This window comes from Planctomycetaceae bacterium (assembly GCA_041398785.1).
Taxonomy (GTDB): Bacteria; Planctomycetota; Planctomycetia; order Planctomycetales; family Planctomycetaceae; genus JAWKUA01.
Genome location: JAWKUA010000001.1, coordinates 189813 through 202505, shown reverse-complemented (window position 1 = coordinate 202505; position 12693 = coordinate 189813). Strand labels below are relative to the sequence as shown.

The following is a 12693-nucleotide window of genomic DNA, read 5'->3' as shown; positions in this document are numbered from 1 at the left end:
GGCGATGATAACTTCACGACTGGCTTACGGAATTCTGGCGTTTGTGGTGCCCGGCGGGTTGGCCGGTGCCGGTGACTGGCCGCAGATACTTGGTCCGAATCGCGACGGAATCGCCGTCGACGAAAAACTGCTGGATGCGTGGCCTTCGGCCGGTCCGCAGACCGTCTGGGCTGCACAAACAGGCGAAGGCTTTGCGGGAGTCGCCGTTCGCGACGGCATTCTGGTGTTGTTTCACCGGAGGGACGACAGCGAGATCGCTGAAGCGCGCGATGCGGTCACCGGAGACCAGGTCTGGTCCGCCGAATTCGGTTGCCGTTACGAATCCGGCCTGTCCAGCGACAACGGTCCGCGCTGTGTCCCGATCATGACAGGCGATCGCGTGGTTGTGTTTGGTGTCACGGGAAACCTGCGCTGCCTGGATCTGCAGACCGGAAACGAAATCTGGCACCGCGATACCTGGAGTGATTTCTCCGCGCCGGAAGGATACTTCGGAGCCGGCAGCACGCCGGTCGTTGACGGTGATCGCGTGATCGTGAATGTCGGCGGGCGAGACGACGCGGCTGTTGTGGCGTTTTCTCTCCAAGATGGTGAAACGCTGTGGCACAGCTTTTCGGACGCCGCCAGCTATTCGTCCCCCGTGATCGCGGAAGTGGACGGAACCCGGCACGCGATTGTCGTGACTCGACTGAATGCCGTGTCGCTGAATCCCGAAGACGGAACCGTCCGGTTCAGCTTTCCGTTCGGTGCCCGCGGACCAACCGTGAATGGTGCGACACCGGTCGTGATGGATGACCATCTGTTTCTGTCGTCCAGCTATCGCGTCGGCAGTGTCTGGGCCGGAATTTCCGCCACCAAAGGCACGCCGACAGGCAGCGGCGAGACGCTGCTGGCGACTCAATACGCGACACCAATCCGATACAAAAATGTGCTGTTTGCCGTGGACGGAAGGCAGGACATCGGCCGCGCGTCGCTGAAGTGTATCAATCCGGCCGCGCAGAAAGTCATGTGGTCGCAGGACGGTTTTGACTATGGCAGCCTGATTCGCGTCAACGATGAATTGCTGTTTCTGAATGTCGCCGGTGAACTGATCCGGTTCGCGGCCGACGAATCGGCCTACCGGGAATCGCACCGCAGCCAGGTTCTTCAGCCGACTCCCCGAGGCTATCGGTTGCCGGCGCTGAGCAACGGGAGACTGTATGTTCGCGATGATCGCGAATTGAAGTGTCTGCTGGTAGGGAAGCCTGACTAGGCGTCGCAGTGGCCGTTGCGCGGCAGCATTGATAGGCTCCGGTATCAGCGCCCGGACGCGCCGCGGATGTCATCCGCGAGTCCTGTCTCTGTTCGTCACGAAAGGTCAGCCATGCGTCGTCGTACTTTTGTCAAGACCGCTGCCGCGGCCGGGCTTGTCAGTTTCGGCAGTCAGGTTGAAGCGCAATCGCAGGAAGTTGCGGACCGGTTTCCCAGGCCCGCTCACCTGCCGTTTCAGGATGAAGCCAGCGGTCTGAAAATCACAGCCATTCGGGCAGCAAAGCTGGTTCCTTCGAATCCACCGCCGACGTATGAACCGGCGGAAGGATCGTGGAACACATCCGGCGTCGAAATTGCCAACCCGATGTCGATCTATCCCCGCTTCAAGCCCAGACGGTCGCTGTTCTTCGCGGACGATCTCGGCCCTGATGGTGTCGTGATCGAAACCGACAAGGGCATCACCGGGTTCGGACTCGGCGGACCGGGCGGAGCGTACATCGTCGACCGGCATTTTCCGAAGCTGCTGATCGGCGAAGACCCGTTTCAGGTCGAACGGCTGTGGGACATCATGTGGCGCGGGACGCTGTACTATGGCCGGAAGGGGATCGCCGTGCATGCGATCAGCGGTGTCGACAACGCACTTTGGGACATCGTCGGCAAGGCTCTGCACAAGCCGGTGCATCAACTGCTGGGGGGAACGGATCGAGACCGCGTGCCGGGCTATTGCACCGGCAATAACATCGAACAGGCCCTGGAATTCGGTTACCGGAAGATCAAACTCGCGCTGCCTCACGGACCGGCGGACGGCGAAGCAGGACTGGACAAAAACGAAGAACTTGTCCGGCGCACGCGCGAGCTTCTCGGGCCCGACGGCGAAATCATGCTCGACTGCTGGATGGCACTGACCGAATCGTACACGGAACAACTGGCCGCGCGGCTGAAACCTTACCGCGTTTACTGGATGGAAGAATGCCTGATGCCGGACGACTATGAAGGCATGGGACGGCTGAACGCCCAGGTCAGTTCCACGCGGATGGCGACCGGCGAACACGAATACACGCGTTACGGGTTCGAACTGCTGGCTCGCCACAATGCCGCCGACATCTGGCAGCCGGACATGAACTGGTGCGGCGGGCTGACAGAACTGCGGTGGATCGACGCGCTCGCGCGAGCCCATCAGACGCCCGTGATTCCTCACGGCGGCTGGCGCGGCGGCGCCGCCCATTTCGTCCTGACCAACGACAACACACCATGGTGCGAAATGTTCCTGCCGTGGCCCGGCGGCCCCAAAGAGGTCTATGATCGCTTCGAGGAAGAGAACGGAATTACTCGCGGGCAGGAAGGGATCTACATGAGACCGCCGGACAGGCCCGGCTTCGGCTTCGATGTGAAGCCGGCCTGACGCAACAGCCTTTCTTCGGTGGAGTCCGCAGTATCAACAACGGACGTTGTGGAATCAGCCGTAGAATTCCAGCGTCGCGTGGTAGCGGATTTCTCCCGCTCGAAACAGCCGTTCCCAGTCGGTGTCGGCGTAGTTCAGCGCGGCCAGCGAAGCTTCCCGGCTGTCCGATTCACGCTGCAGGTCAGACATCCGTTCGTCCAGTTGCCACGCAAGCTGGTTGGCAAGATTTAGTGCATGACAAATGGGACTGGCGGCGGCGTCCGGATCGTGGTGCGATCGCATTGCCGCAGCGAGATCAGATGGCAATGCCCACGACTCGGCCACAAGCCCGGTGAGTTCGGCATGATTGATTCCGAAAATCTCATTCTCCGCGGCCACGGGCGACTGTGCCTGGTCTCTTAGCTTCAATCGTTGTGCATCTTCCGGCTGCAGATTCCCGGCCAGCACCAGCTTTCCAAAGTCATGCAGGATGGCGGTGACGGAAAGCCCGCTGCCAATCCGAGATCGTCGCTCGGAGTAGAGTGCATCGGCAAACGAGACGACGGCAATGCAGTGCCTCCAATAGCTGTCCGGCGTGAGTCCGAACGGAGTCAGGTCGATGTTCTGATCCGGCCGGGCGACCTCCGCCATCGACAGTGACTGCACAGTCTCACTGCCAAGCCGCACGACTGCTTCGCCGGTTGTTCGAATCGTACCGCTGTGCGCCGCTGAATTCGCCAGCCGCATGAGTTTGAAACAGAGACTCGAATCCAGCTCAACGGCGCGGACCACGTCGCGCATCTCATAATCAGGGTCGGCAAACAGGCTCAGCAGCCTGACGACCGACGGGGGAAGCGGAGCAACCTCACCCGCCGCCTGCACAAAATCTGTCTGGTTCTGTATCATTGAGCCCAACCTGATGCGATTCCCCTCTCGACGGTTTCCAACATTTCAGGTTCATCGAACACACGTCCCGCGCAGTGAAGCCGGAAACGGATTCAGTCGTTCGTTTCGGGTATTCCCGTCCGTAAGGAAGCGCGACTGTGAGCATTCTCGGTGCGTTCGGCGATCGGCAGATGAGAATTGACCAATGCAGAGCAGCGACTGGTTCACCCTCCCGTCGAAACGGGAGCGACGGTCTTGAAATGGTTCAAGGGTTTGTTGAGAGAAACGTTTTGAAATGCTGAGACTCGATAGTGAATCGAGTCGGCGACCAAACTGACCCTAGTATCTTCAGTCAGGTGAAAATACCGGTGAAATTCTGTTGACGGTTGATGAGTCTGGTACTGGTCTCGAGCCGGAATCAGGCGGCCATGCAGACGATAATCGACCCTTGGTGCATCGACATCGTGCGGGAGCGTGATCGCATGGCTTTTATTTTTCGAACCCGAACCGTCGCTGAGCGGTCGAGTGTGACCAGCTGTATTCACTAGGATGGGACAATGATAAGCTCAAAACCGGCAACTCGTGTGATTGGTGTGGACGTGGCAAGGACAAGCTCGACGTCTGTGATTCTCAGGGAAAGTTGAAATCGGAGGTGATCAATTCAACGGCTGCCGTCGTCAAACACATCGTCGAAGAAATTGAGTCGCCCGAGACGACCTTCGTCGTTGCGAAGCGACCGGTGACTACGAACGAACTCTGTCAGGGCACTGCAGAACGCCGGCATCGTCGCGTTGCCAATCCCCCAGGTGCGACAGTTCGGCAAGGGACTCGGCCTGCTGGAGAAGACCGATCCGATTGATGCAAGGCTGCTGCGGACATTCGGCGAAACCGTCGATCTCATGCCCACGCTTCCCAAAACAGAAGCTCAGGAGGCTCACGAAGCGCTGGTGCGTCGCCGCGAGCAACTGCTGCATCTGATCAATCAGAGAAACCGTCGCCGGCAGGCATGGGACAAGACCAGCCGCAGGTCGATCGACAGCGTTATCAAAATGCTGAAAAAACAACAGGATATGATCGAACAGAAGATCCGCGAATTTCTGAACCGCCAAGCCGAAACGAATCCCGCCATTGAGATCATTCAAAGCGTTCCCGGAGTCGGGGTCGTCACAACGTCGACACTGCTGGTGACCTGCCGAACCTCGGTATTCAATCGTCGTCAGATTTCGAACTGTCGGCGGGCACGATCGTCAGAATGGGGAAACAGGACAAACAGCGTTCCGTCTTCGGAGGCCGCAGAAATGTCCGACGAGTACTTTATATGGCTGCCCTGGTGGCAACGCGGAGTAACCCCGCCATCCAGACGTTCTACAAACGCCTTCTGGATCGCGGCAAAGCAAAGAAAGTTGCACTGGTGGCCTGCATGCGAAAACTGCTCACGATCCTCAACACCATGGTCCGAACAGGTCAGCCCTGGAGAATCAGTGAAAAGGTGGTGACCGGCACGCAAACGTAACCGGCCACCACGCGTGCTCGATGCATCCGTCGACACACCGGCGATTCGACTATCCCTCAGGAAGTTGCGTCCCCGCAGAGCTTCCGTCTGTTTCATCGAACTCTCTGACAATATCAACGTCACTACCCCAAAATCCATCGAACACCGGCGCCATGCCTCAGAAAATCCACACCCCGGAAGACCCCGACTCGATTCACTATCGAGTCTCAGCATTTCAAAACGTTTCTCTCAACAAACCCTTGAACCATTTCAAGACCGTCGCTCCCGTTTCAACGGGAGGGTGTGTTCTCATCGGCCGCAGGCCTTAGCGCAGTCTTAACGGAACGGAAACTCGCGTTCATCCCGATGGCCGGAGCGCAGCTGTTGAGAGCTTCTTCGACGCTGTCGCGATTCCTCGCGAAGCCGCCGGGTTGTCTGCTTTGACGAGGCAATCCAGGGGCGGTAACATTCTTAAGAACATTGGGATGTTGTGCCGAATGCTCGCAGGGAGAACGCCGCTTTGTCGCAGGTCGATTCGTCTCCGGATGTCTTTCAAGCGGATTTTTGCGCCGCGCGTCTGAAAGCGCTCGGCGATCCGCACCGGCTAAGGATCATCGCTGCGCTGCGTTCCGGTGAGATGACCGTGAGCGACATTGCGGCACTGCTGGCGGCTGAAGTCGTAACCGTTTCGCATCATCTGAAAGTCATGAAGTATGCCGACCTTGTTGCAGTGCGACGAGACGGGCGGTTCATGTACTACCGGCTGCATCCGGATCTGCTGCAGTCGACGGGCAAGGCTGGCAAATTTCTGGACCTGGGGTGCTGCCGACTGGAAATGCCGGACGGCAATTAGCACGCTGCCGGCAAAAGATTCATAACACGATTGAAGGTCAATCAATGAAACCCGTTTACATTATGCTCGGTGGATTTCTGGGTGCCGGGAAGACCACGACGATCGCCCGGCTGGCACGGCACTACATGCAGCATGGTCTGAAGGTGGGTATCGTTACCAACGACCAGACCACGGATCTGGTCGACACCCACAATCTGCGGTCGCAGGGTTTTGACGTCGGTGAAGTGGCCGGATCGTGTTTCTGCTGCAACTTTGATGCTCTGACCGACACGGTCGAAGGTCTGGGAACCGGTGAACTTCCGGACGTTATTCTGGCGGAGCCTGTCGGAAGCTGCACGGACCTGGTCGCCACCGTCATTCGGCCGTTGACCGAAGTCTACGGAGTGCCGCTGGATATCGCTCCGTACGGTGTCATCCTGAAACCCAGTCACGGGCGTCGAATTCTGAAGGGAGACGCGGGCAGCGGATTCTCGCCGAAGGCTAACTACATTTTCCGCAAGCAGATTGAAGAAGCCGATTTCGTCGTGATCAATCGCATCGACGAACTCGCGCCGCAGCACGTCGACGAACTGCAGTCGCTGATCGAAGCCGAATACCCCGGTCGTCCTGTCCTGCGGTGTTCGGCCCGAAGTGGCGAAGGGATGGATTCGCTGATCGCCATGTTGGAACAGCGCGGGTCGTTCGGTCAGCGGGTGATGGAGGTTGACTACGATGTGTATGCCGAAGGCGAAGCGGAACTGGGCTGGCTGAACAGTCAGGTTGCCGTCGACGGTTCCGGAGAATTTTCGCTGGACGACCTGCTTTCGGATCTGATCGGCCGCCTACATGCTCGCCTGGTCGCCTCCGATTCGGAAGCCGCGCATCTGAAGGTGATCGGTCTGTGCGATGGGGCGTATGCTGTGGCCAATCTGGTCAGCAACGCCAGCGGTCCGGAAATGTCGCTGCCGTCGTCGGCGAAGACTTCAGCGGCGAATGTTGTCGTCAACGCGCGAGTCGCCACGGACCCGGCCGAACTGGAAGCCATCGTTCGAGACGAGCTGGCCGCGGCCTGCGACGCAATGGACCTGCGACACCGAATCGTTTCCCTGCAGAGCTTCCGTCCCGGTCGCCCGGTTCCGACTCACCGCATCAATTCGTAACCGGCGCGGATTCCGGATGGCTATCGAAGCTGAAACCGCCAGCTGTCGATCGTTGGATGAATAAACAACCGCTCACGAACCCCCACGAGGCAATCAGGTGGCACACAGTCAGACATTCCTGGTTTTGTGGTGCGTGTTGGCGACCGCAGAAACGCAAGTGCCAGCGGCACCGCCTGCAGCAACGGCGGAATTCCTGTTTACGGCGAGACAAGGTGACCACGTCGGCATCTACCGGTATTCGGCGAATCGCATCCAATTGATGTCTGCGGGTTTCAAATACGCGGAGGCGCCTGGTTGGTCACCGACCGGAGATTCTTTCGCGTTCCATGCGAAGGTTGGAGAGCAGTGGGACATCCATGTCGCGTCCGTTGTCACGGGAAAAGTCGCTCGACTTACGAACCGACCGGCAACCGACATGCGTCCGAGATGGTCGCCGGATGGCAAATGGATCGCGTTCATTTCAGAACTCGATGGTGATCAGCGCATCTGGCTAATGGATGCCGATGGAGAGAATCTTCGGCCATTTGCCACCGAGATTCATAGCGCTTCCGACCTGTCGTGGTCTCCCGACGGAACGAAGGTCGCGATTACGGGGCTTGTGACGTCTGATAACCCACCCGCGGTGATTTTGAGTCTGACTAATTTCGATCGGAAGTTTGTCGAAACCGAAGTCTTCGTCTCAGATCCAGACGGTACGAACGCTCGAAAACTCACGGAATTCGGCAGCATCGCGATGTATCCAACATGGTCCCCTGATAACAAACAACTGGTGTTCTCACTCGTCCGTGATAAGGAACGTTTGTCTCTCACGAACATTGACATCTGGACCATCAACGTCGATGGCTCAGAGCCTCGACAAATCACCAACGAACCCGGCGTGGCGCTTTGGCCGAAGTGGAGTCCTGACGGCAAAACCATCCTATTCTACCACAATCCACCGGATCCCTCGGGCGGTGCTGTGATTCCTCGTATCATTGCGGTTTCCGCAGACGGCAAGGACCGCGTGGAAATCGATGTCGGTGAACCCGGCGGATACTTCCCGGATTTCCGTCCATCGCCGCGCATGCAATAGCTGCTCTTACGCGCTTTCGGCGTCGTGGCGGCCGCGGTTGACGATGAGCCAGGTGCCAGCCATCGACAGCGTCAGGCTGCCGGCGATGAAAAACATCTGGCGAAAACCAGCGCCGTCGAAAATTGGCAGGTCAATGATTCGTCCCATCAGCGGCGCGGAAATGGCGGAGCCAAGGTCCAGAAAGCCCAGCGTCAGGTTGGTTCCGCTGCCGCGATATTCCGGCGGAAAAGCTCCGGAACCGAGCGACACGATCGACGGAAACAACAGCGCGTGTCCGAGTCCGCAACTGGCCGCCGCGAAGGCAAGATGCCAGGTTTGAGTCACCGGGACCAGTGCCCACAAGCCCAGCCCCTGCAGCAGCAATCCGTAGAAGATCAGTCGATAGCGGCCGATTCGTCGGCTCAGCCCCGCTGTCTTGATGCGGAACGAAAACGCGGCCACCGCGTAGATTGTCCAGAACGTTGCGATGCCGCCGATGCCCGCGTGTCTGTTGAATCTCACAAGGTAAAGCGAAACAACGGTGAACGTCAGGCCCATCGCCATTGAAACCACCGTCACCAATCCCGGCCAGTAGCGTTTCATCAGCGTCACCAGCGACGGCCGCGGCTGCCTGGCCGGCAAGGCGTGTCCCTTTGTGGCCAGCAGCAGCAGAACGACATAGCCGCAATTCAGACCGAACACCGTCCAGAATACGGCGGAAAAGAACAGTGCGTCCTGCCCCTGGAAAGCCAGCGAAGCAGATCAGCCAGTTGCGGCCCCAGCATCATGCCGACAAACCCGCTGCTGCCCAGCAGCGCGATGAATTCCGTTCGCCGCAGTTCGGCCACGCACGATTGAATGTGAAATGTGGCACAGGTGAACATGCCCGCAAGTCCAGTTGCGAACAGAATTCTTCCCGTGTACAGCATCGGACCGGTCGACTGCAGCGTGGCAAACGTCAGACAGCCGGCAACGTTCAGCAGGCTCATCACTACCCAGACTCGCCGGACTCCAAACCGGTCGATCGCCTGACCCAGAAACAGCCTTGCGGTGATCGCTGCGATCAGCCCGAACTGAACCACGCGGCCGGGAAGTTCTTCGTGATACACGGCCTGCGAGTTTTCATGCCGGGCGATCCACGCGACCCAGTCCGCGAAGATAAACGTCGCCGCGTTAGCCGTGACCAGTGACAGGTTGGCCAGATACGAAAATACAAACACCGGGTGAGTCATCCGGTCCAGTGGCTGCGCAGGCCCGTGCGTCGCCGGCGATTGCACCTGATCGACGGGACCATGCTGCCTTTCGCGCCGGCGCGGGTGCGCGGTATCCGTCGCCAATCCGGCGGAAGCTGATTCCTGCGGGAGTTCGCTATCCACCGAATGCTCCGTACTGCCGGACTCCGCGGTCAAATGCAATTCGGTTGGCAATCAGCAGAACCACCACCCAGACAGCCTGAACAGCCAGTTCTCCGGGCAGCGATTCCGCGGGAATATGTCCCAGCAGGATCGCGGCCGGCGTGTAAGCGAGATATTTGAACGGCAGGTAGAAGACCCACGGAATCCATTCGCCGATCCACTCCAGAGGAATCATGTGCCCCGAAAGAAAGTAGTTCATCATCATGTAGATAAAGATCAGGGAACTGACTTCCAGAAACCAGAATGAGATCAGTCCGATCAGTGCTTCGATCAGAAACCCGATCAGAAACGCCATCACCAGCGACGACACAAACGCGGCCATCACGTTCGCGCCGGGCCATGCCGGCAGGTAGCCGCGGCACAGCCAGAACACCAGCGCGAACGGCAGCACGGCGATGACGTAGTAGACCAGCTTGTGAGCGATCCGGTGCCAGAACAGATAGTCCAGCATGTCGACCGGCTGGATCAGATATTTGCGAACGGACCCGTTGCGGACCGATTCCGCGATGCCGGTCGCCAGTCCCGGCATGCTCGAAAACGCTCGTGCCACCATCACCAGCAGATAGTAGGCCACCATGTCCGGATAGGTGTAGTTGTTCAGCCGTCGCGACGTGTCACCTGCGAAGATCGCGTTCCACAGAAAGATCTGCGTAACGATGGGCAGGAACCGGACCAGCGTCGAAAACGCGAAGTCGCCGCGGTAGACCAGCCGTTCTTCCATCGCCGTTTTCAGGATCACCCACTTGACTCGCCCACGCCACAACAGGCCGTCGAACAGGGAAGTGGATGTTGTTGTGGAAGGCGACAATGTCATCACCAGTCTGCTATCGGCGGAGAATGTCACGAAGGAGGGATCGTAGAGTGACGCTCGTGTCGGAACCAACGTGTTTCCGCGAGGCGGCTCGTTTCCCGCCACAATCTCACACTCAGGAGGTTCAAATTCGTCCGTCGGCAGGAGTCCGCGGCCACTGAAATCCCGGCCATTTTGGATCCACTGTCCGTCGAAAAACATTCCGGCGCGACGAAATGATTGAACCCGGACGCAAATCTGCCTAATCTCAAAGCCTGAATGATTTCCCGCCTCCCGCTGCCCTCCGCAGGAGATTCTGATCGTGAAGACCCTCGTCCCGTTTTTCTGCATTGTATTCGCCGCATCCCTGGCTGCCGGACAGGAAAAGCCGTCCGAAGCGGACCAGAAGCTGATTGAAGCCGTCCAGTCGGCCGGAGGTCAGGCAATGCAGCTGGCCATGAACGATGCCCGGCTGTCCGTAGCGTTCCACCTTTCGGACAAGGACGTCACCGACGACACACTGGCGCTGCTGAAGGATGCGGCAAACGTCTACTCGCTGAACCTGCGCGGAACAAAAATCACTGACGCGGGACTGCAGCATCTGGCCGGAATGAAGGAACTGCACAGACTTCATCTTGAAACAACCGGAATCACCGACGCCGGGCTGGCGCACCTGCAGGGGCTTGAGAATCTGGAATACCTGAACCTGTACGGCACCAAAGTCACCGACTCCGGGATGAAGCAACTGGAGGGGCTGAAGAACCTGAAGAAGCTGTTTGTCTGGCAGACAGCCGTGTCGGAAGCTGGCGAAGAGCCATTGAAGGCCGTGCTGACATCTCTGGAAATTGTGCCGGACTTCAAAAAGGACAGAGCAAAGGAACTGCTGGAAACGCAGCGAGCCGCCGAAGATGCCGCGAAGGAAGTCGAGGAACTGGCCCAGAAGGTTGAGTCCGACATCAAAGCCGCCGCCGCAGCGATCACCGCGTCGGAAGAAGCGGCGAAAGCATCGACAGCCGCAGGCGAGTCCGTGACGAAGGCCGAAGAAATCGCCGCCGCAGCGGACGCGTCCGTCGCGGAAGCTGCAAAGGCTGTCGCCGCGCTGAAGGACAATCCGAAGGCATCGGAGGAAATCACAAAGCTGACGAACGAAGCACACGCCGCCGCTCAGAAAGCCGCCGAAGCCGCACGCGCCTCAGTCGAAGAAGCGAAGAAGGCGGCGGAAGCGGCCGTCAAGGCCGCCGAAGAAGCTGCGAAGAAATCCACCGAAGCTCAGGCCGCCATCGACGCGACGAAAAAGAAGTCGGATGAAACCGTGGCTAAGGCCGCCGAGCTGAAGAAGAAGGCCGAAGAACTGGCTGCGGCTGCAAAATAGCACCCGCACGCAGCAAGCGACACGGCGTCTCTGTCCATGATTCCCGGAACCGCAGCACAGGTACAAATGCCTGTGCTGCTTTCGGTTGCTGATCGCCGGCAACTCGTCCACCGGGTGTGTGCTTCCTGCGTCCGAGTTCGCGCGCCGTGGCAATCTGTGCGGAAGGTGACAGCACGGGCAGACTTCATTCCGGCGGGTTCTTATCTTCCGCGCGCCGGACTTCAAACGATTCCGGAAGTTCGACGGGGTCCTGAACGCTGATCGTCTTATCTCGGCTCGTCTGCCCGTGAACGATCTGCACCTGCGACTTGGCGACTCGGAACTGCTTTGCGACGAATGCGATCAGGTGGGCGTTTGCTTTGCCGTCGACGGGAGGTGCTGTGATCGCGACTTTCAGCCGATCTCCCATCCGGCCATTGACCTGGTCACGGGACGCGCGCGGCGAAATCCGCACCTGCACCTGCAGTTCGGAACCAATCCAGCGGAAATGTCCTGCCAGCTTCCAGTCCCCCTTACCGCAGGAGACGCAACCACGGTGCGAAACGCAAAAGGCTTCGCCCGGATAACACCAGACGAAGCCTTTCAGAAAACATGCTCGCGGAAAGTAACGAGAACTCAGGAGAACGCTTTTCATCTCCGTATGAATGATGCGAGCAGCGTTCGGATTCACCGAACGGAAGAATTTGGCCCACCCCACGGTGCCAGCCAATAAAAGTCCGAACTTGCCACAACGGCCGAATTCGGCGTATCAGGCAATCTGGCCCTGTCCCTTTGCATGGTTCGCGCCATTTTTCGGAACTGACCGCATTTTTGCAAAATTCATCCAACGCTTGCAAGACGGAGTCCGCGAAACCGTGGAATTCCCACAATCGGTTCGGCTTGTCCTCCGCAGTCATCGGTGCAGTGGCTGAGTCCGCATACGGACGGTGTTGCATTCTGCGGCAGGCGACGGCGATCAGACGCAGCATCCTGCAACAGGCGGATGTTGAGATTCCCGGATCGTCGGAAGTTTCACTACGATGTGCGAGCCGCGACGCGTCCGTCCGTAACGGATTTCAGGGCAGGGA

At 58.7% G+C, this 12693-nt stretch carries 12 protein-coding genes and 1 pseudogene; 7 read left to right on the top strand and 6 right to left on the bottom strand.

The window, feature by feature from the left end; all coding sequences use genetic code 11:
- The first annotated feature begins 4 nt into the window (after nt 1–4).
- Entirely contained in the window at nt 5–1249 is a 1245-nt protein-coding gene (locus R3C19_00850) for a PQQ-binding-like beta-propeller repeat protein (protein MEZ6058889.1), read from the top strand.
- 111 nt (nt 1250–1360) lie between these two features.
- Entirely contained in the window at nt 1361–2650 is a 1290-nt protein-coding gene (locus tag R3C19_00845) for an enolase C-terminal domain-like protein (GenBank protein ID MEZ6058888.1), read from the top strand.
- Between the two features lie 54 nt (nt 2651–2704).
- Here the strand turns inward: R3C19_00845 and R3C19_00840 are convergent, their stop codons facing one another.
- Both R3C19_00840 and R3C19_00835 read right to left on the bottom strand, forming a co-directional pair.
- Nucleotides 2705–3535, bottom strand: coding sequence for an HDOD domain-containing protein (locus R3C19_00840; GenBank protein MEZ6058887.1), 831 nt, complete (start codon nt 3533–3535; stop codon nt 2705–2707).
- A gap of 722 nt (nt 3536–4257) precedes the next feature.
- Nucleotides 4258–4656, bottom strand: coding sequence for a hypothetical protein (locus R3C19_00835; GenBank protein ID MEZ6058886.1), 399 nt, complete (start codon nt 4654–4656; stop codon nt 4258–4260).
- A gap of 128 nt (nt 4657–4784) precedes the next feature.
- On the opposite strand from R3C19_00835, the pseudogene R3C19_00830 reads away from it, so the two are divergent.
- The 4 genes and pseudogenes from R3C19_00830 to R3C19_00815 all read left to right on the top strand — a co-directional run bounded on the left by R3C19_00830 (nt 4785) and on the right by R3C19_00815 (nt 8070).
- Nucleotides 4785–5027 (top strand): annotated as a pseudogene (locus R3C19_00830) (transposase).
- 469 nt (nt 5028–5496) lie between these two features.
- Nucleotides 5497–5859 carry a metalloregulator ArsR/SmtB family transcription factor gene (locus R3C19_00825; GenBank protein ID MEZ6058885.1) on the top strand — a complete coding sequence of 121 codons (363 nt, stop codon included), beginning with the start codon at nt 5497–5499 and terminating at the stop codon, nt 5857–5859.
- A 44-nt stretch (nt 5860–5903) separates the two neighbouring features.
- The gene (locus R3C19_00820; GenBank protein ID MEZ6058884.1) at nt 5904–6998 is read left to right on the top strand and encodes a GTP-binding protein; all 1095 of its coding nucleotides are present in this window, start codon (nt 5904–5906) and stop codon (nt 6996–6998) included.
- 415 nt (nt 6999–7413) lie between these two features.
- On the top strand, nt 7414–8070 hold the full coding sequence (locus R3C19_00815; GenBank protein ID MEZ6058883.1) for a hypothetical protein: 657 nt from the start codon (nt 7414–7416) through the stop codon (nt 8068–8070).
- 6 nt (nt 8071–8076) lie between these two features.
- Here R3C19_00815 and R3C19_00810 read toward each other — a convergent pair whose 3' ends face one another.
- The 3 genes from R3C19_00810 to R3C19_00800 are packed head-to-tail and all read right to left on the bottom strand — an operon-like array spanning nt 8077 to nt 10278.
- Nucleotides 8077–8751: an MFS transporter gene (locus R3C19_00810; protein ID MEZ6058882.1), complete on the bottom strand. Its 675-nt coding sequence runs from the start codon at nt 8749–8751 to the stop codon at nt 8077–8079.
- A complete protein-coding gene (locus tag R3C19_00805; protein ID MEZ6058881.1) occupies nt 8739–9425 on the bottom strand; it encodes an MFS transporter in 687 nt (228 codons plus the stop codon). Before R3C19_00805 ends, R3C19_00810 begins: the two co-directional genes overlap by 13 nt.
- A complete protein-coding gene (locus R3C19_00800) occupies nt 9418–10278 on the bottom strand; it encodes an ABC-2 family transporter protein (GenBank protein MEZ6058880.1) in 861 nt (286 codons plus the stop codon). Before R3C19_00800 ends, R3C19_00805 begins: the two co-directional genes overlap by 8 nt.
- Before the next feature lie 298 nt (nt 10279–10576).
- Between R3C19_00800 and R3C19_00795 the strand changes: the two genes are divergently transcribed.
- Nucleotides 10577–11626 (top strand): hypothetical protein, encoded by a 1050-nt coding sequence (locus R3C19_00795; protein ID MEZ6058879.1) that lies wholly within the window; start codon nt 10577–10579, stop codon nt 11624–11626.
- Between the two features lie 184 nt (nt 11627–11810).
- On the opposite strand, the gene R3C19_00790 is transcribed toward R3C19_00795, so the two are convergent.
- Nucleotides 11811–12260 (bottom strand): DUF167 family protein, encoded by a 450-nt coding sequence (locus R3C19_00790; protein MEZ6058878.1) that lies wholly within the window; start codon nt 12258–12260, stop codon nt 11811–11813.
- Between the last annotated feature and the right edge of the window lie 433 nt (nt 12261–12693).

What these genes read in the sequence shown, in the direction of transcription:
- R3C19_00845 (MEZ6058888.1), top strand. Translation starts at nt 1,361, where the DNA reads ATGCGTCGTCGTACTTTTGTCAAGACCGCTGCCGCGGCCGGGCTTGTC.
- R3C19_00790 (MEZ6058878.1), bottom strand. Translation starts at nt 12,260, where the DNA reads ATGAAAAGCGTTCTCCTGAGTTCTCGTTACTTTCCGCGAGCATGTTTT.
- R3C19_00800 (MEZ6058880.1), bottom strand. Translation starts at nt 10,278, where the DNA reads ATGACATTGTCGCCTTCCACAACAACATCCACTTCCCTGTTCGACGGC.
- R3C19_00815 (MEZ6058883.1), top strand. Translation starts at nt 7,414, where the DNA reads ATGCGTCCGAGATGGTCGCCGGATGGCAAATGGATCGCGTTCATTTCA.
- R3C19_00840 (MEZ6058887.1), bottom strand. Translation starts at nt 3,535, where the DNA reads ATGATACAGAACCAGACAGATTTTGTGCAGGCGGCGGGTGAGGTTGCT.
- R3C19_00820 (MEZ6058884.1), top strand. Translation starts at nt 5,904, where the DNA reads ATGAAACCCGTTTACATTATGCTCGGTGGATTTCTGGGTGCCGGGAAG.
- R3C19_00850 (MEZ6058889.1), top strand. Translation starts at nt 5, where the DNA reads ATGATAACTTCACGACTGGCTTACGGAATTCTGGCGTTTGTGGTGCCC.